Here is a 17,487-nt window from a genome sequence, read left to right on the forward strand (position 1 = left end):
AAACGCGAGTGGCCCCCGGTCCTTCCGCAGGACCAGGGGCCACTATCACCGCCTCTTTACTTGAGGATGGCCAGAACGTCGCGCGCGGACACGATCAGGTAGTCCTCGCCGCCGTAGTTGACCTCGGTGCCGCCATACTTGGAGTACAGAACCTTGTCGCCAACCTTGACATCCATGGGGATGCGCTCGCCCTTGTCGTCACGACGGCCGGGGCCTGCCGCCAGCACCTCGCCCTGCTGGGGCTTCTCCTTGGCGGTATCGGGGATGACCAGCCCGGAAGCGGTCTTGGTCTCCGCCTCAGCCTGCTTGATGACGATCTTGTCTTCCAACGGTGTGAGTGAAATCGACACTGTGGACCTCCTACATCTTGTGAGAACAGCCAATGAACCCACGCCGGAACGTCGATGAGAGGCTGACGAACACTCACCACGCATTCCTTTGCGCTACAAGTCATAGTAGCGCGAAATTAGCACTCTGCCAACTTGAGTGCTAACGCTGGTGGTGAAAGAAAGGTCGCCGATTGGTCGCTCAGGACTTGGCTGCCGGACGACGCCGGGCCAATATAGCCTCCACGCCGATGGACAGGGAGTCCTCGCTGCGATCGGGCGCCTCGACCTGGGCCTGCAACTCCCGCTTGTGAAAGTCGTCGGGCCGGCCATCGGTCTTCTTCTTTTCGGGGGGACGGGCCACGGAGACCTGACGGGTGGACTTGATCTCCAGGCTGTGGGGACCCTCGTCTTCGCTGTTCCTGCCGTCCTTGCCTGACCCCTCGCCACGGGCCGATCCCAAGGAAAAGGAAATCAGATCCTGGCCCGCCGCCATGCCGAAGGCATCCAAGGCCGGAGAAGGACTGATGCGCTCAAGCTCATTGGTGGCATCGTCCTGGGCCTTTGCCGTGGACGATGGAGACGGGTGCTCTTTGCCAGCAGATTCAGAGACCGATCCGGACCTGTCTGTATGGGTACTGGCGGATTGAGCAGACTTCGACCGCGGGGAAGCTGAGGACTTGTCCACTGACGATTTGGACACTGTGGGCTTGGAGGCGGTCTTTTGGGCCTTTGAAGATTTGGTAGTTGCCGGTTTGGAAGCCGTCGGCCCAGAAGCTGCTTGTTTGGCTGGGTGCCGTTCAGCGGTCTTCTCGGGCGACTTGACGGACCCGGCCGAACCCTTGGCCTTGCTGCCGTCGACTGTCGACTTGACAGGCTTTGCAGAATCGTGCCGTCGGGCCTTGAGGGCCGCCTGCTGATCAGCCTTGGCCTGGGCAAGCGTTCGACGGATCTCACCCTGGTCAAGCACATCCGTGGCAGTTTCCGTGCGGCCCTCATTCTTGGTCTGCCCTGGCCTGCCGGAGGTCTTGTCCTTAGTCAGACCGGCCGCCTGCTGACGACGCTGCCGGGCACGCCGCTGGGCCAAATTTCGCTCCCAGGCCCGAGCCTGGGCTGAAGCATGCGCGCCTGCGGCCAATACCACTATCACCAAGGCCAGAGGAATCAAAGTGAACCATGGGCTGTAGCCCAAGGGGAAAGAAAGTCCGGCCACCAGCAGGGTGACGACCAAGAGGGCAAGGACCAGGATGCGACGACGACGTATGGCCGCGCGGCGCAACTGTCTGATCTGCTTGATGCGCTGGGCCTGACTGCGCCGGTTGCCATCCTGCTGCCCTTGCTGCATGACCAACCCTTTCACCGTCCTCGACTGCCTGTCGCAGAACCTCATGCCGTCTTCCCGCCCCACCATGTGCAGGGAGGTGGAAAGCCTGTCCTGGCGATGCTCCGAGGCCCGCTTCATGCCCTTGACGGTGCGAAACGGCAGCCAACCCAGCACCAGAATCACCGCAATCACCAAAACCACGATGCTGCTGAGTGATTCATAAACCATAGGTACTACGTTAGTTGACGGTATGCCCCAAGCGGCAAGTCAAACCCAGCGTGTCGACCATGTCCGTCCCAGGAGCTCACAGACGAGCCAGCAAATCCGGATCGAATTGGTCGCTGATCCAGGCAAAGGTCAGGTGGTCCCGCCACTGTCCGTTTACATACATGTAGCTACGGCGCAGCCCCTCCGGCTCCATGCCCAGCTTTTGGACTACACGCAAGGAGCGCTGGTTTTCAGGCAGAATCGCCACCTCCAGACGGTGTAGATGAGGCCCCTTCCTGTCCCTGAAGGCCCAATTCGCCAACATGGCCAAGGCCAGTGGCGCGAATCCGTGACCAATCCAATCCTGATCCACCCAGTAGCCCGCTACCGCCGTGCACATGGACCCGTATCGGATGGCACCCAGGGAAATCTGCCCGACAATGCTCTGATGAAACTCCATTAGAAAGACCGCTGAAGTCCCCTCCTGCCGGGAACGCTCCAACTCCTGCATCCATTGGGCATAGGTCATGCCGGGTCCGTGGCGGGGATCCCCTGATTCCCATGGAGCCAGCCACTCACGATTCCTCCATCGGACCGCATTCCAGGCTGCCTGGTCACCATCGCGGATGGGTCTCAGCAGGAAGTCCCCATGGCCTGGGGGCGCAGTCAGACGATCAGGCAGATTCAAGACATGGTACGACCTGGCTCGGGAACCCTGCCAGACCTGGCGGAAGGTATGCAGAACCGACATGACTCCATGTTCTCACCGAACGGCCATGGAGGCAGGCAAGCGTCCACCAGGGAGAGCCCCTGCTGGTAGACCTGAGGACATGAACGAGCAGGAACGCATCGATATGGAAAAGCAGGATCGGCGCGGCAGGCTGCTTGAAGCCAGGCGGCGTATCGACCCGGCCCAATGTCTGGACGCAGGCCGCAAGCTGGCCGATCTGCTGGCCGTCCAGGTGCTTGCCAAGGTCGAACGCTCCCGAGGCGATCAGAGCCTGACCGTGGCTGCCTTTGCCTCCATTCGGGGAGAGATAGCCATGGACCCCAGCCTGGACCTCCTGCTGGGCCGGGGCCACCGGGTGCTCATCCCCATGCTGGGCACGGGCACCCAAGTAGGTTGGGGATGCTTGCAATCAGAGCAGGATCTGGACGACATGAAGCGGATTCCCGGCTGGCGGCCGGACGAACCCGATATGTCGGCCCTGCCAGCGCAGGCCTTGGATCAGGCCGATCTGATTCTGGTGCCCGCACTGGCCATCGACCATGCCGGCATTCGTCTGGGTCGAGGCGGCGGCTGGTATGACCGGGCTTTGGCCCTGCGGGCAGAACAGACTTCAGTGGTGGGCATCTGCTGGCCTGGCGAATTCGTGGAAGCCCCTCTGCCCCATCTGGACCATGACCTTCCTGTGGATGCCGTCCTGACGCCCGAAGGTTTCACGCCCACAGCCGCAGGTCTGTCACGAGGGCCCGGAGCGGACCATAATGGTGATGAACAAGACTGACGAGAGGCCCGGTGCCGATTCTTCTGGTCGAAGCCACCACTAGGATATTGGGTGTTGAACCAATCGTCGCGCGAACCGACCATCAGCGGAGGGAAAGAACGGTGCCCACCTATCATTATCGTTGCAAGAACTGCGGATACGACTTTACCAAGGAGCAGTCTTTCAACGACGAGCCCATCACCATCTGCCCCAAGTGCGGGCAGCAGCAGGTCCGCAAGGTCTTTTCCGCAGTGCCCATCGAGTTCAAGGGCCATGGTTTCTACCGGACCGATGGAGCCTCATCCTCCTCTTCAAGCTCCACAAGCAGCAAGTAAGTAGACCGAGAGGCACATTCGACCACATCGACCATGCAGACCCATATGCCTGCCAAATTCCTGACAGGCTGGGGGCATGGTCGATTTTTCCATCTTCAGCAACAAGGGCAAGCCTTCAGCAGCCGGATCCCTAATCCGCCGACGGCGGCTTTTTAAGCTGCGCCGTGCGGGAGCCGCCCTGGCATTGGGGCTGGCGGTTTTCTGCGCCCTGCAGATCCTGGTCCAGGCCCAGGGCCGCCTGTCCATACTGGTCGCCGCGCGACCTATTGCACGCGGATCAGCCATCGAACCTGGCATGGTCGAAACGCGAATCCTGCACGGCAGGGAACGGCTGCCTGGCCTGATCTCCTCATTTGGACAAGTACGTGGGCGGCGGCTGATGATCAGCCTGCACACAGGGCAACCGCTGACCACAGCCATGATCAGCAGCAGACCGGCACAGCCACCCGGGACCACCCCGGTGACCGTCCGCCTGGCCGACGATCCAGGAGACCTGCAGGCTGGTGACAAGGTGAATTTGCTGGCCTCGGGAGACTGCCCAGCCGGTGCCGACACGCATTCCGCCCAGCCGAGTTCCCTACCACCCTCCGCGAGAGACCAGCCAGGTTCTGACAGCAAACCAGGGTTTTCCCATGTCCAGCAAGTCAACGGCCTGCAGACACCGACGCCCGGACAGACCCAAGGCGTTGGACGCTGCACGTTAGCCGAGCAGGCACTGGCTCTACAACCGGCACAGACCATCGCCAAAGATCGATCCGATCTGGAAGGCCGGGAGGGCAACCGGGTCCGGCAAACATCCCAGGCGGTCTTCGCCCTGGATGCCAGTCAGGCTCTGCTCCTGTTATCGCTGGATCCATCCACCCCGGTCATTGCCATCCGACCTGACAGAACGTCTGCATCGACACCCTCCAATCATGTCGGAAAACCGAAACAATCCTGGGCCCGCGATAATGGAGGAAGAAGCAGGCATGGGCTTTCCACGCCTCATATCAGCTACGGAAGGATGCAGAATGGCCTCGATCAACCAGGTGGCGGCCAAGGATACCGCCGAAGCAGTCCACAAAATCTCACAAATCAGCAACAAGGGTGTGCTGGGCGAATTCAAGCAGTTCATCTCGCGTGGATCCATGGTGGACATGGCCGTGGGCGTGGTCATGGGTTCGGCGGTGACCAGCGTGGTCAACGCCATCGTCAACAATCTGATCAGCCCACTGATCGCCATGATCTTCGGCAAACCGGACCTGTCGGGACTCCTGACCATCAGCTACCGGAACGCCACCATCTCCTTCGGTGCCATTCTGACGGCTCTGCTCAACTTCCTCTTGATCGCCATCGCCGTCTACTTCTGCATCATCATGCCCATCAACAAGTTGCGGCAGCTGAGCCGGGCGGCCTCGGGCATCAAGGACCAGCCCAACGCTCCCAGCCCCCAGGACCAGAGCCTGCAGCTGCTACGGCAGATCGCCGACGACATCCATCAGTCAACGAGCGCAGACAGCCAACAGGCTGGGACCGGACTGCCCAAGGGCCAGGACTAGGACCGATAGTCAGTCGCCGCGCTCATTGGGGAAGAGCCCCCAATGGGGCGGCAGCTCGCCCAGGATCCGCCGGTCATCCCCGGCAAGACGATCCTGCTCACAGACCCGATCCTGGGGATCATCCTCGGTGCCATCAACATCGAACCGTTCCCTGCCTGGACGAACCACCCGCCGATGCCGACGCCGACGCGGAGCCGCAGACTCACCGGTCTGGTTCCCCCGGTCCGGCTGATTATCCGCCATCAACGCGCCTGCTGGTAGATGTCGGCAAGGCGGGCAACGATCCTGTCGGCTTCCTTGTCGGGGTTGACAAAGGCCGAAACGCTCCAGACGGTCATGACCGACCAGCCAAGATACTGCAAATCCTCGGTGGTGAACCGGTGACGCTCCCGGGTGGACTGGGTGTGCATGAACTCGGCATCGTCGGTCAGCACAGCCAAAGCATAGGGCTTGTTCTTGAGCCCCACCACCAGCGGAATTCTGGGCGCCTGGTCGTACCCGTAATCCAGGGCTACATCCAGCCCCCGGGTCCGCAGTCTGTGGGCCAGATCCCTGAAGAGCACATTGGTGGACTGCTCGGCTTGCTCGGGCCGGGCAGGTTCGGCGTCGGGATGCTCAACCCAAGTCAACAGCTCCTTGAGCAGACGCGGCCCAGGCTGGTGGATGCGGTCAGCCTCAAGATCGTCGGCCGAGAATGCAGCGACGATGTCCAGATTCCGATCCGGCAGGACCAGAGCATCCAGCAACATACCCTTGCCCCCTTCGCCTTCCAGATCGCCGAACTGCTGGAGAAGACGGCCGTGGGTGGTCTTGGCAAAGCCCAGAGTAAGGATTACGTCCGTGGCCCGGGCGCCACAGACCTCGTCAATGCCGACGATGCGTACATGCCGCAGGAACTTGGCGAAGACCCTGTCCTTGGCCGCAGCCGACTTGAGTTCGGCCCCCAGCCTGGAGCGGTGGGTGGCCGACAGGGTGACCACAGTCAGCAGATAACTGTTCGGCACCAGGGAGAAGGATCCGGCCTTGCGTTTGAGCATCTCGACAACTGCGGCCACCTCCTGTTGGCTGGACTCTACCAGCCCAGTGGCCATGACAGGGACGCCGGCTCCCTCCACCCTGGTCAGGGTTACCCTGCCAGGCTCCCGGCAATCGGGGACAGGTGCCGACAGATCCCCATAACCATGATCCTTCAGGAAGGTGTCCAGCCGAATCGAGCGGCGCGAGGGCCGGGCTTTGACGGTGACCGGAACCAGATGGTCGACCAGCTGCAAGAGACCATCCGAGGTGATGGTAGGACGGTGCGCGATGACCGCCACCTGCCGGGCACGAGCCAGCACTGTCAGCACCTGGATGGAAGGCATATGGGCTCCCGCATCGATGATGACCGTGTCGGCCAGCTGTGTCGGATTGGTCCTGGTCGCCAGCGTGGCCGGAGTCGCGATGATGATGGGTTTGGCCGCCGACAGGATGCCGGGGTGGGCCTGCCGGAAGACCGCAAGGGAGGCGCCGGGGTTGCCGGCCAGCATGGTGTGCAGCTGATTGGCCTCCTGGGTGCGGGAGAAGAGCAGCTCGGACAGACGCTTTTCGCTCTCCTGGGCGACCATGGGCCCTACGCTGGCCACGTGCTGAGCATCCACCTGGCTGAAGCGGTCGGCTGCGTTGGACAGGGCGGAACCGTCCTGGTTGGAGATGATCTGCGAGGAGCGCATGATGTCGTCGAAGACCGTGGTCCACCAGGCCAGCTGCAGCTCGGCCCGTACCGCCTTGCCCTCAACCTGACGGTTGCGCAGGTCCTGGACAAGGTCCTGCAGCCCCGCCTTGCTGAATTCGTCCTCCAGGGCGCAGCGCTCAGGCAAGGTATCCAGGGCTGTATGGTCGTCAAAGAGCGCCTTGAGCCGCTCCTCCACCTTGTTCAAATCCATGGTCTCGAGATCGCCGCCGGCTGGAGTCGAGGCCAGAACGGTGTCCAGAGCCGTCATGTCGCGAATCAGGGATTCCTGGGTGTCGATGATGACGTCCAGCTTCGGCGGCAGGACCGGCCAGCCGCCGTGAGGGACGAAGGTCCGCCATTGCTCGGCCTGCTTGGAGACCACCACCAGCGACTCATGCAGATCCTCGACCTGCGCGCCAGGCCTGAGCAGGCTCTTGGCCTCCTTGACCAGACGTCGGCGTTCCCAGAATCCCAGATTGGTGCCATTGGCCTTGCGATCGGCCTTGGACTTGGTGGCCTCGATCATGGAGGGAATATCACGCTCGAAGATGGAAGGCTGGAAGACATCCAGGACCCGGCGCAGATTCTTGAGGACCACCACCTGCCGCCCCCAATCCTTGACGGTGGCCGGCACGGGGAATCCGCAGGTCTCCACAGTGGATTTGACCTGTTCACGGGTGTCCGGCAGAAGCCGCTGCAGGAGGCGAACCACACGGGAGTATGCGTCCACAGCCTCGTTCTCGTTGACCAGAGTGGCGCCGAACCAAGGCGTGTCCTGGGGACCGATGACGAACTCGCCCAGCTCGGCAGCCCTCTCCAGCTTGTCTGCCCATGCATCCAGCTCGGGCTGCAGGTTGTGGGCCGTCGCCGCGCCCAGACGGACACGGGTGGCAGGGTGCGTAGGCATATTGGCGATATTGGCCAGATTCTGAATGGTCTGGTAGGCCGAAACCCCCCAGCTGGAATCCACCCCATGCAGATCACCCAGGTAGCGGGTCAGCCGGGAGCGGACACCCACAAGCTCGTCAGCCACCTGATCGAAGTGTTCGCTGGCCTTGCCGGGTTTGAACCCCACTGCATCAATCAGCCGCTGGTCCAGGACCCGGCCAAGCTGATCGTCTGTCAGGTCAAGAGCCATGTCCGCCATCCCGGCGGCATCCAGACGATGCTGGAAGCGTCGCTTCTCCTCCACCACGCAGGGCACGTAGAGCACGGTCCTGCCGGCAGTGACGCAGCGCGAGGCGATGGCCAGAGCATCGTCAGCGCTGTGGCGGCCGGTCTGTTCATCGACAAGCACACTGTGTCCGGTCGCCACCAGCTGGGCGGCATAACGGACCTGGTTGTCGACGTCTCCGGCCTCGAACTCGCTGTGGGGGTCAGCATCAAAGGGGCTGTAGTCGGGCACTGGTCCGCCCTTGAGCCGCTCCGAGGCAGCCTGGTCGCCAGCCAAGGCATCCAGCAGATCGTTGCCGGTGGACCCGGCGGTCATCCGGTCCAGAATCCGAAGGCTCTCGCCCAGCAACTGGGCGGATGGCTCGATAAAGCACCCAAGAACGATTTTCCGTTCAATGGTGAAGTCGCTGATATGCGGCGTAATCAGGGCCGTCATGTCCTTGAACAGTGAAGAAGTTTCGGGGGTGCCGCCCTGATAGTGGGAGGCGGAAAACAGGCGGTCCGGGTCCAGGGTGATGCCCCGCTCACGCATGGCCGAAATCAGGGCAGGATTAAGGTCCACCTTGCCTGTGAACCTGATGGAGGATCTGGAGGCCCCCTGTGTGCTCTCGTCGATACGCACGGGATAGAGCAGTACAGGCATATCGCGCCCCTGCCAGGCAGCCACTCCCACCACCATGGAAAGCTGGGCGAAACCACTGGCACGCTCCTTGGCGGCCTGATCGTCCAGAACCCGCTCCATGCGCCGGTGAGCCGCGCGTAGCATACCCCGGTCTCGGAAGAGCGCATCCAGATGAACCTGGCCACTGGCGAAGAGCTGGGCGATGCCTGAAGGATGCGCATGGGTCAGGTCCATCTGCGCCGCCAGCTGCGACACATTCTCCAAGGGGGTCAGGCCCACCTGGTTCTGGTAATCCTGGCGCCATCCCCGGATTCGCTCCAGTGGAGTCAACGGGGCCTTGACCTCTTCTGCGGCGCGGTCGGAGGAGGAGCCGGCCGTTGATGCCTGTGCATCTTCAGCCCGTTTCTCCTCTTCCGATCCCCCGGTGCTCATTACCGTCTCGCTCATCCGTCCACTCACTTCCGCACGGCGTTCAGATATTCGTGATACCCGTCATTGTTGCGCAGGGCCGCGTCGATGTCCTGGTCGCCCTGAGCCTCCAACCAGGCGTACAGATCATCATAGAGGGCCGGGTTCATCGCCAGGAAAGGCAGCAGCTGCCGATGCTTGGCCATGGCGAACTGCAGGGCGAAGTCCCCGGTACGCTTGGCATCATCGGAGCTCATCCCGTCCACCACGATGGCCTCCTGGCCACGGTCATAGTCCCCCTTGGAGACCCGCTCGAAGACGGATCCGGGCTCGAAGGCCGGCTGATAACGCTGGTCATCACCCTGCTTATCCGCTGGCTGGGGACGCCGGGCCTGATCTGATTCCTTCTTGGACAGGCGGGCCAGCTCCACGGCTCCCAGCGGGGTGAACCCCTGGGCCGAGCCCGGTTCGCCCCTCCGGCCTTGCCGTGACTGGCCGTCTGCATAGCCGCTGCGGCCGGAAGCCGCACGATCGTCATGATGACCACGATTGTCACGGACGTCATGGGCATCGCCGGCATCCTGGTTGTAGTGGTTCTGATCAGAAGCGGATTCGGGGGAACGTGATCGGCGAGCATCCGCGAAAAGGTCACGGTCGACAGGCCGGCTGTCCTCCTCCTGGGTGCCGACCAGAGGCAGGCCCTGCTCGGATTCATGCTCCTGCCATGGCAGAGGCCGACGAGCTTCGCCACGAGCGCCCTGGGCCTGGAAGTCACCTGCACGCCGGTCACCCTGGCGGTCTTCGAATGCCCTGTCATCCGGCTGGTCGGCATAGACCCTGCGACGGTCCGATCCCTGACCATCCGCTGAGCCTGCATCGACCGGCCCCCTGTCAGCCTGGCTATGCTCGATTGGATCAGAATCGTCAGAATGCCGCGCTTGCGAGCCCCGCGAATCCGCGGGCTGCGACGGATTGTCCCGCGAGTCGCGAGCGACTGAGACAGACCCGGGACGATCCTGAGAAGCGCCGTTGACCTCTTGGGAAGAATCGGCTGTCTTGGCGGCACCCAGGGCCATATCGTGAAGGGCAGTGACCCTGTTGCGGACCCCGTCGGCCTTGAAGATGCCAGTGGGCTCGCCGGCGCGCATGTCCAGAATGTCGTCGACGGACATCTCAGCTGCATCAGGCTCCACCATGCCCCGGGGCTGCGTGGAGTATGAGAAGAGGTCGGGCACCCGGGTCGAAGGATCGGTCTTATCTTCTTCAGGATTGCTGATGCGCACGAAGTCGACAGGGACATCACCGAATTGGAAACGAGCCGAACTGCTGGACAGGGGGAAGTCGGCATCCACAGGCAACCTGACCAGGGATCCGTCGGACTGGATCAGATAGGACCCGTTGGTGGAACCCATGTCGCGCAGGGTGGCCAGACCGTCCTGGTCGACGGCGAAAATGGCATGTCGCTTGGACATGGATTTAGTCTGATCGGGCACCTCCAGACGACGCCGACCGTCATCGGCCAGCGGACGCAGGGGCTTGCGGCCGATCTCGACGGTCTCGCCAGGCTTGAGCCGGGTCTCTTCCGCCCCATTGAACTTGATTATCCACACCTGCCCCGGTCGCCGATCGTCACTCACGTTTTCGACCTCCCAAATCTGCAGCCGCCTTCACTCGGTACTATCGCCTATTCTGTCATGAAACCCAGAGATAGGATTGATTGCGTGCCGAATTAACCGATAAAGGACACATGAAAGACGGGAGGCATGCCGGTGCAGCGAACCCTTCCCTCAGGCAAGGCTTTGGCAACGAAGCGATTGACTGGATCAACAAGAAACGGCGGCCGCCCTTGGCCTGGATACAACCATCAGAGTCAAGCAACGGCCGCCGTCATCGAATCAGTCCTGGCCGTCCTCTCCCTCGTCGTGGTCGTCGTCTGGGTGCGGAGTCATATGGACGACGAATTGGTCATCCTCGGGCACCGTGCTGCGGTTGAGACGATCGGAGTCTGACATGTGGCAGGAGACCGTCCCGAAAGCCGGCACGCTTACCGGTCGCCAGTTAGCGCCCCAGCCATTGACGGTCAGGGCCGCCTGGATAGGCTCTCCGGTCGGATTGTAGAGGATGACGCTGAGCTCACCATCGTCGCGAACGAAGGCGACCGATCCCAGCCCGCCGGTCCTGCCGTCACGGGTATGGCTGGTGGAGGCCACCCTGCGAGCGCCGACCGGCACATCCTGTCCGAAATTACGGAGCATGAAATATTCCAGGTTGCGCTTGACACCGCCGGTTCGGGAATCGACGGTGATGACCCCGCGCCGACCCAAGGTTCGCGCCCAACTGGGCAGACCCTGCTCATCCAGGGCCAGATTCCACAGGTCGATCATGCCCACGCCCTGGCGGACCAGTCCGATGCCGATCTCCCCGAACATGACATGGCTGGCCTCGTCCACCCGTTCGTCCAGCATGCAGCGCCGCTCACTCATGACCGAGCGCCATCCGGGGAACTGCCTGGTGGCGTTCACGACCCACTTGGGCAGGCCGGAGTATGTGTGCATGGCAGTCCCGGCGAAGCTCAGGGCCTCCACAGGGGTCATATAGTCGCTGACCGGGCGGCTGAAGAACCTCAATCCATCATCCCCGAAGAAGATCTCCACCTCGGGGAAGCTACGGTCCAGCGCCGGACGCAGATAGTCCACGCCCCAACGCACCAGCTGTTCAGGGGTCCAAATCGTCATGGGCCAGGGCGGATTGTTGGAAGGCTCGTTCTGCATGGTCACTGCCGAGATGGGAATCCCCAGCTTCTGGTAGGCCTCGATGAACCGCACGAAATAGCGGGCATAGGCGGCATCGACCGTGTCACGTGGACGGTAGCCATTGCCGCAGTATTGCCCCAGCCTCAGACGTCCAGCCCCGTCCAGCCGACCACTGTCCTTCATCCAAGCGGGTGCGCTCCAGGGCGAAGCCAGAATCCGCACGCCCGGGTTGATGGCCATGATCTCCTGAAGGACGGGGACCACATACTTCATGTCTTTGGTGGCCTCGGGCGTGCCCGGCTTCCCCTGCCCAATGGAGAAGTAGGTCATGCCCGAATCCGACATCACCCCATCGGGCAGATCATCATAGGAGTAGTAGCGCTGGCTGGAGAAGTCGCAGGACCCCATGGAGATCCTCAAGGTGGACAGGCCCGCCTGAGCCGGGTCGAAGAGCTCGGTCAGAATCCGATGGCGTTGGTCGGCATCCATGGCCGTCATGAACAGGTAGGCGCTGGAGTCCGTCAGAGCAGCGCCGGCCCCCTCCCAGTACTGGTAGCGTCTGGTTGGATCGATGACGATGGGGACGGCTGTGCCGGGTCCAGTCGTCGTCTCCGGGATCGTTATCGGTTCTCGCCGCTGGGACAGATCCCCTGCCGTCGCGGTCCAGATCTCCTCCATAATCGTATTTCTCCTTCCGCCGGGCTCTTTCCCGGTTTGCAGAATTCAAGCCTCAGCCCTGTCCGGGAGCCTTGTCATCCACGGTGTACTCAGGCAATTGCAGAGCGAAATCCTCATCTTCGGGCACTGCCGAATCGTTGATTCGCTCGCTCGTCGTCGCGTGCATGGTCACGGTCCCCCAGGCGGGTACGGTCACGCTCTGCCAACGGTCCCCCCAGCCGTTGACTGTGACAGCCGCCCTGACAGGCTGGCCCGTGGGGTTGTAGATATGGGCGGCGATGGATCCGTCCGGCGCCAGGAAGGCCACGGAGCCCAGCGAGCCGCTCCAGCCGTCCGGGGTGTAGTTGCTGGAGTCGATCACTACCGAACCGGGCTCCACGTCCTGTCCGAAGCTGCGGAGCATGAAATACTCCAGGTTCCTGCGGACTTTGCCGCTGCCATGATCGATGGTGACCACCCCGCGTCTGCCGTCGGCACCGATCTGGTTGGGCAGCCCCCGCTCGTCCAGGGCCATGTTCCACAGGGTGATAAAGGAAGAGCCATGGCGGACCAGCCAGTTGCCAATGACACCGGACATGATGTGAGCAGCATCCTCGGGGGTCTGGTTCAGCATGCAGCGACGTTCGGTCATGCCGTAGATCCACTGCGGATAGACCCGGTTGGCATAGTCCAGTTGCGGATAGTCGTTGTCATAGGTGTGCAAGGTCAGACCGTCGATGGAACGGGCCTGCTCGGCGGTGACATCCTTGTCGACCGGTCCGGTCAGGCAGTGCGCCGAGTCATCGTTGATGAAGATGCGCACCTGAGGGTGCCGACGGTCCAGCACAGGCCGTAGGAAGCGGTGGGCGAAGTCGGCCTGCTGGGCCAGAGTCCAGGTCATGGCTGGCCATGGGGCGGCGTTTGAGGGTTCGTTTTGCACAGTGACCGCCCATATGGGGATGCCTATGGCTTCCATCTCGTCGATGTAGCGGGCGAAGTAACGGGCATAGACCCCCTCTATGGAATCCTCGAGCGGATCATAGCCGTTGCCGGTCCACTCGCCGAAACGCAGGTGACCGCCCATGCACAGGTGACCGGTGTTCTTCATCCAGGCCGGGGCGCTCCAGGGCGAGGCGATGATTTTCACGGCAGGATTGATGGACAGAATCTCTTGGACTACAGGAATGATGTACTTGTAGTCCTTGGTGGCGTCCGGAGCACCCGGCTCGCCCTCGCCCAGGGAGAACCTGGTCAGATCCTTGTCATGCTCCCCGTAGGGGATGTCATCGTAGGTGTAGTAGGGCTGGGAGGACGGCTCGCAGGAGCCCAGCGGTATGCGGATGACTGAAAAGCCGCCCTTGTCCGGGTTGAACATGTCGTCTAGAAGAGCATGCCTTTGCTGCGCGGATTGGCTGCCCCAGATCAACGAGGCCGCGGCATCGGTGATTGCGGCTCCGGCACCGATCCAGGGCTGATGGCGCTGGCAGGGATCGATGACGATGGGCATGGCGCCCCTGGGCTTCTCCCCCATTGGAGGGGCCTGCAGGGGCCTGCGTCGATCGGTCAGATCTCCGGAGGTCACGGTCCAGAACTGGTTGGTGAAGGTGATGGTCATGATTGCTCTCTCGTTGTCATATCTGGGCATCGGCGTCACGGTCGATAGGACAGAGCCTTAGCTTAGCTGCGGTTTCAATCATGAAAAAAATGTTGCAATCTATTGCAATCGTTCCAACTATATGGCCATCCCCATGCCTCTGAGTGGCCGAAACTGCGTCCACAGGGGCAGAGGGGAACAAACACATATACTCCGGTGAAAATCGGCTCTGCACGGGGCAGCGCAACCACCCTTGCGCGCAGGTCTGACAAGATATAGGAAAAGCCCCGCGCTGTCGATGACAGCACAGGGCTTTCCAGCATGCAAGGGCTCAGAAAGAGCCGATGACTACTTGAGCTCGACGGTGGCGCCGGCCTCTTCCAGCTGGGCCTTGGCCTTGTCGGCGTCTTCCTTCTTGGCGCCTTCCAGGACGGCCTTGGGGGCACCGTCAACCAGAGCCTTGGCGTCGGCCAGGCCCAGGTTGGTGATGGCCTTGACGGCCTTGATGACCTGGATCTTCTTGTCGCCGATGGCGGAGAGGACGACATCGAACTCGGTCTTCTCCTCCTCAGCCGGAGCAGCAGCACCGGGGGCAGCAGCGGCCACGGCCACAGGGGCGGAGGCCTCAACATCGAACTCGTCCTCGAACTTCTTGACGAAGTCGGACAGCTCGACCAGGGTCATTTCCTTGAACGCGTCGATGAGCTCGTCAGCGGAGAGCTTGGCCATAATGGCTTCCTTTCATTTGTGGCGACCGGCATTGACTGGTAGGCCGATCACCGAACATCTTTTCTTGTATTTGCCGTATGAATCCGGGCCGATGGCCGTGGACTCAGGCGGCCTTTTCCTGCTTCTCGCGCAGGGCGTCGAACGTGCGCACTGCCTTGGTAGGCACAGCGACGAACAGGTTGGCGGCCTTGGACATGGTGCCCTTGAGCGCGCCGGCCATCCGGGAGAGCAGAACATCGCGGGATTCCAGATCCGCGATCTTCTCCATGGCATCCGCGTCAGCAACAGCTCCATCGATGAAGCCGCCCTTGACGATCAGTGCCGGGTTGTCCTTGGCGAAATCACGCAGTGTCTTGGCGGCATTGACGTAATCACCCTTGACGAAGGTGATGGCGCAGGGGCCGGCAAGCATCTCATCGAGACCCTCGATTCCAGCCTCTTTGGCCGCAATCCGGGCTAGCGTGTTCTTCGCCACGTTGTAGGAAGTATCGCGGCCTAGCTTGTTTCGCAGATCGGCGACCTGCGGAACACTGAGCCCGCGGTACTCGGTGAGGATGATGGCATCGGCATTACGGAACTTGTCCGTCAGCCTGGCGACAGCCTCTTCCTTTTCGGGCCTTTTCATGGCGTTCCTTCCTAGACAGACCTCTGGAGGGAGCCGGACGACCGAGCATGACAGGCAAAAAGAAAGCCCTGCCGACAGGCAGAGCGGAAAACAGGTCGTAAGGACCGATCTGAAACTCAACCTGTGCTGGCTCGATCAACCGAACTTAGGAGACCCAAGGGTCCCGACCAACGGTCTTTGGTATGCAAAGGGTAATAATACACAGTTCGGCTGCGGCCGTCAAATCCGCAGACGCCCCAAGCTCGGCATCAGTCAGATCCGAAGGCTGCAGGACTGCGGCGGATTCATGGTACACAAACCTCAGCGGGCGCGACCAATCAGCTCGCAGGCCCACGGGCGCCGAGCCACACGCCCATGGGCTTCTTATCGATCTAGGCTCAAAGCTCACGCACGATGCCCAGCACCAGCCTGGCGGCCGTGTCGGCATATTCGGAGATGTCAAACTCCCGGAAGACCTCGTAGTCGGTGTCGGCGTTGTCGCTCAGAGCGCGGATGACCAGGGCCGGGACCTTGTTGCGGGCCGCCACGTGGCAGACGGCAGCCCCCTCCATCTCGACCGCATCAGCCCCGGTCTGCTCCTTGACCTGGGCTATCTTCTCCGGGCTATCCACAAAGTAGTTGCCTGTGGCAATGGTGCCGACGATGTGCTTGATCCCCATGGCATCCAGAGTCCGGCTTGCCAGATCCAGCAGGTGGGGGTCCGAGTGAAACTCCTCGGTGCCGGGTGCCGACTGGGCCACCAACCGCATGTCCGTGTCCAAATAACGCAGGGTGCCTCCAAGAACCACGTCGTTGATGTGCAGGTCCTTGTTCAGGTTGCCGGCAATGCCGGAGAAGATGACGGCCCTGGGATGGAAGGCATCAATCAGATACTGCGTGGTGGCGGCGATGTTGACAGTACCCATGCCGCCCACTGTGGCAGCCAGTCGAACCGGGCCCTGCGACCCATCAAGGGTGCCACATATGACTTTCAGTCCAGCATCACTGGCGTGCGGATCCTGATCCGCCTGCTTCAGGCCTTGGCCAATCAGGGCCACTTCCTCGTCCATGGCTCCTATGACGGCAACCGGCCGTCGATCTTCACCCTCCAGGGAACCGTCTGTTTCACTCATGCCTGACTCCTTATCCATGATTTCACCCGCGAATGCGGCCCGACCAGCCTACTGCAGGCCGTAAGTCAACGAGCCGTGCTGCGACGACGGTCCACTGCCTGTGCCAGCTCCTCCAGCAGATCCTGGGTATCGGGCCAGGAGATGCAGCGGTCGGTGATCGAACACCCGTAGACCAGCTGGTCCAGCGGGGCCGGCTTCTGATTGCCGCCACGTATGAAACTCTCCATCATCAGCCCGGTAAAGCCCTCCTCGCCGTCGCCTATCCGCTGGGCCAACTCATGGACTACCTGGATCTGGCGCCGCTCGTCCTTGCCGGAATTGCCGTGCGAGGCATCGATGAGCAGTCCGTGGGCAGCCGCGCTGTCCTTGGGCATGCGCTGGCGAAGTACGACGAGAGCCGCGCGCACCGAATCCTGATCGTAGTTGGGGCCGGACTTGGAGCCGCGAAGGACCAGATGGCAGTCGGGGTTGCCCATGGTCGCTACGGCTGCGGCCTGACCCTCGTGGTCTATTCCAAAGAAGGTGTGGCGCTGAGAGGCCGCATAGCAGGAGTCAATGGCCACATCCACGCTGCCGTCCGTGGCGTTCTTGAAGCCAATGGGCATGGACATGCCGCTGGCCAGCTGCCGATGGACCTGGCTCTCCGTGTTCCGAGCGCCAATGGCCCCCCAGCTGACCGCATCAGAAATGTACTGTGGCGATGTAGGCTCAAGGAATTCCGTGGCCGCCGGAAGCCCGGTCTCCAGCACACCCAGCAGGATGCGCCGTGCCAGAACCAGACCCTTCTGGATGTTGTGGCTGCCGTCCAGGTCGGGGTCGTTGATCAGGCCCTTCCAGCCGACCGTGGTCCGGGGCTTCTCGAAGTAGACCCGCATGACAATAAGGA

Annotated in this window: 15 protein-coding genes and 1 pseudogene; 4 read left to right on the forward strand and 12 right to left on the reverse strand. The window is 62.0% G+C overall.

Annotated elements, in window-relative coordinates; translation table 11 throughout:
* Nucleotides 1–56 precede the first annotated feature (56 nt).
* The 3 genes from groES to H3V04_RS05590 all read right to left on the reverse strand — a co-directional run bounded on the left by groES (nucleotide 57) and on the right by H3V04_RS05590 (nucleotide 2,608).
* Entirely contained in the window at nucleotides 57–350 is a 294-nt protein-coding gene (groES, locus tag H3V04_RS05580) for a co-chaperone GroES (protein WP_015022393.1), read from the reverse strand.
* A 178-nt stretch (nucleotides 351–528) separates the two neighbouring features.
* Complete coding sequence (locus tag H3V04_RS05585; protein WP_198187458.1) at nucleotides 529–1,878, reverse strand: hypothetical protein; 1,350 nt, start codon at nucleotides 1,876–1,878, stop codon at nucleotides 529–531.
* Nucleotides 1,879–1,954: 76 nt separating this feature from the next.
* Nucleotides 1,955–2,608, reverse strand: a complete 654-nt coding sequence (locus H3V04_RS05590) for a GNAT family N-acetyltransferase (protein ID WP_198187459.1) — start codon at nucleotides 2,606–2,608, stop codon at nucleotides 1,955–1,957.
* 79 nt (nucleotides 2,609–2,687) lie between these two features.
* Here H3V04_RS05590 and H3V04_RS05595 point away from each other — a divergent pair, with 79 nt between their 5' ends.
* The 4 genes and pseudogenes from H3V04_RS05595 to H3V04_RS05610 all read left to right on the forward strand — a co-directional run bounded on the left by H3V04_RS05595 (nucleotide 2,688) and on the right by H3V04_RS05610 (nucleotide 5,217).
* Nucleotides 2,688–3,365, forward strand: a complete 678-nt coding sequence (locus H3V04_RS05595) for a 5-formyltetrahydrofolate cyclo-ligase (RefSeq protein ID WP_198187460.1) — start codon at nucleotides 2,688–2,690, stop codon at nucleotides 3,363–3,365.
* 101 nt (nucleotides 3,366–3,466) lie between these two features.
* The gene (locus tag H3V04_RS05600) at nucleotides 3,467–3,679 is read left to right on the forward strand and encodes an FmdB family zinc ribbon protein (protein ID WP_198187461.1); all 213 of its coding nucleotides are present in this window, start codon (nucleotides 3,467–3,469) and stop codon (nucleotides 3,677–3,679) included.
* A 76-nt stretch (nucleotides 3,680–3,755) separates the two neighbouring features.
* A pseudogene (locus H3V04_RS10540) lies at nucleotides 3,756–4,091 on the forward strand (SAF domain-containing protein); the annotation flags it as partial.
* Nucleotides 4,092–4,806: 715 nt separating this feature from the next.
* Nucleotides 4,807–5,217 (forward strand): MscL family protein, encoded by a 411-nt coding sequence (locus H3V04_RS05610; RefSeq protein WP_373564684.1) that lies wholly within the window; start codon nucleotides 4,807–4,809, stop codon nucleotides 5,215–5,217.
* A 9-nt stretch (nucleotides 5,218–5,226) separates the two neighbouring features.
* Here the strand turns inward: H3V04_RS05610 and H3V04_RS05615 are convergent, their stop codons facing one another.
* The 9 genes from H3V04_RS05615 to H3V04_RS05655 all read right to left on the reverse strand — a co-directional run.
* Nucleotides 5,227–5,460, reverse strand: a complete 234-nt coding sequence (locus H3V04_RS05615; RefSeq protein WP_198187462.1) for a hypothetical protein — start codon at nucleotides 5,458–5,460, stop codon at nucleotides 5,227–5,229.
* A complete protein-coding gene (locus H3V04_RS05620; RefSeq protein ID WP_232342474.1) occupies nucleotides 5,460–9,170 on the reverse strand; it encodes a helicase in 3,711 nt (1,236 codons plus the stop codon). Before H3V04_RS05620 ends, H3V04_RS05615 begins: the two co-directional genes overlap by 1 nt.
* Nucleotides 9,171–9,178: 8 nt before the next feature.
* Nucleotides 9,179–10,768 (reverse strand): FHA domain-containing protein, encoded by a 1,590-nt coding sequence (locus H3V04_RS05625; RefSeq protein WP_332460588.1) that lies wholly within the window; start codon nucleotides 10,766–10,768, stop codon nucleotides 9,179–9,181.
* A 258-nt stretch (nucleotides 10,769–11,026) separates the two neighbouring features.
* Nucleotides 11,027–12,562 (reverse strand): glycoside hydrolase family 30 beta sandwich domain-containing protein, encoded by a 1,536-nt coding sequence (locus H3V04_RS05630; RefSeq protein WP_198187463.1) that lies wholly within the window; start codon nucleotides 12,560–12,562, stop codon nucleotides 11,027–11,029.
* 52 nt (nucleotides 12,563–12,614) lie between these two features.
* Nucleotides 12,615–14,186: a glycoside hydrolase family 30 beta sandwich domain-containing protein gene (locus H3V04_RS05635; RefSeq protein ID WP_232342475.1), complete on the reverse strand. Its 1,572-nt coding sequence runs from the start codon at nucleotides 14,184–14,186 to the stop codon at nucleotides 12,615–12,617.
* Nucleotides 14,187–14,483: 297 nt separating this feature from the next.
* Nucleotides 14,484–14,864: a 50S ribosomal protein L7/L12 gene (gene rplL / locus H3V04_RS05640; protein WP_045924837.1), complete on the reverse strand. Its 381-nt coding sequence runs from the start codon at nucleotides 14,862–14,864 to the stop codon at nucleotides 14,484–14,486.
* 103 nt (nucleotides 14,865–14,967) lie between these two features.
* On the reverse strand, nucleotides 14,968–15,489 hold the full coding sequence (gene rplJ, locus H3V04_RS05645; RefSeq protein ID WP_198187464.1) for a 50S ribosomal protein L10: 522 nt from the start codon (nucleotides 15,487–15,489) through the stop codon (nucleotides 14,968–14,970).
* A 377-nt stretch (nucleotides 15,490–15,866) separates the two neighbouring features.
* On the reverse strand, nucleotides 15,867–16,601 hold the full coding sequence (gene mtnN, locus H3V04_RS05650; protein WP_198187465.1) for a 5'-methylthioadenosine/S-adenosylhomocysteine nucleosidase: 735 nt from the start codon (nucleotides 16,599–16,601) through the stop codon (nucleotides 15,867–15,869).
* Nucleotides 16,602–16,666: 65 nt separating this feature from the next.
* On the reverse strand, nucleotides 16,667–17,487 hold an 821-nt coding region (locus H3V04_RS05655), incomplete at its 5' end, for a 3-deoxy-7-phosphoheptulonate synthase (RefSeq protein WP_198187466.1).

Source organism: Bifidobacterium sp. M0353 (assembly GCF_016100645.1).
Taxonomy (GTDB): domain Bacteria; phylum Actinomycetota; class Actinomycetes; order Actinomycetales; family Bifidobacteriaceae; genus Bombiscardovia; species Bombiscardovia choladohabitans.

Excerpts from the sequence above, each read along its gene's own strand:
- H3V04_RS05585 (WP_198187458.1), bottom strand. The coding sequence starts at position 1,878 with ATGGTTTATGAATCACTCAGCAGCATCGTGGTTTTGGTGATTGCGGTG.
- H3V04_RS05620 (WP_232342474.1), bottom strand. The coding sequence starts at position 9,170 with ATGAGCGAGACGGTAATGAGCACCGGGGGATCGGAAGAGGAGAAACGG.
- H3V04_RS05595 (WP_198187460.1), top strand. The coding sequence starts at position 2,688 with ATGAACGAGCAGGAACGCATCGATATGGAAAAGCAGGATCGGCGCGGC.
- H3V04_RS05590 (WP_198187459.1), bottom strand. The coding sequence starts at position 2,608 with ATGTCGGTTCTGCATACCTTCCGCCAGGTCTGGCAGGGTTCCCGAGCC.
- H3V04_RS05635 (WP_232342475.1), bottom strand. The coding sequence starts at position 14,186 with ATGCCCAGATATGACAACGAGAGAGCAATCATGACCATCACCTTCACC.
- rplJ (WP_198187464.1), bottom strand. The coding sequence starts at position 15,489 with ATGAAAAGGCCCGAAAAGGAAGAGGCTGTCGCCAGGCTGACGGACAAG.
- mtnN (WP_198187465.1), bottom strand. The coding sequence starts at position 16,601 with ATGAGTGAAACAGACGGTTCCCTGGAGGGTGAAGATCGACGGCCGGTT.
- H3V04_RS05610 (WP_373564684.1), top strand. The coding sequence starts at position 4,807 with ATGGTGGACATGGCCGTGGGCGTGGTCATGGGTTCGGCGGTGACCAGC.
- H3V04_RS05615 (WP_198187462.1), bottom strand. The coding sequence starts at position 5,460 with ATGGCGGATAATCAGCCGGACCGGGGGAACCAGACCGGTGAGTCTGCG.
- rplL (WP_045924837.1), bottom strand. The coding sequence starts at position 14,864 with ATGGCCAAGCTCTCCGCTGACGAGCTCATCGACGCGTTCAAGGAAATG.
- H3V04_RS05630 (WP_198187463.1), bottom strand. The coding sequence starts at position 12,562 with ATGGAGGAGATCTGGACCGCGACGGCAGGGGATCTGTCCCAGCGGCGA.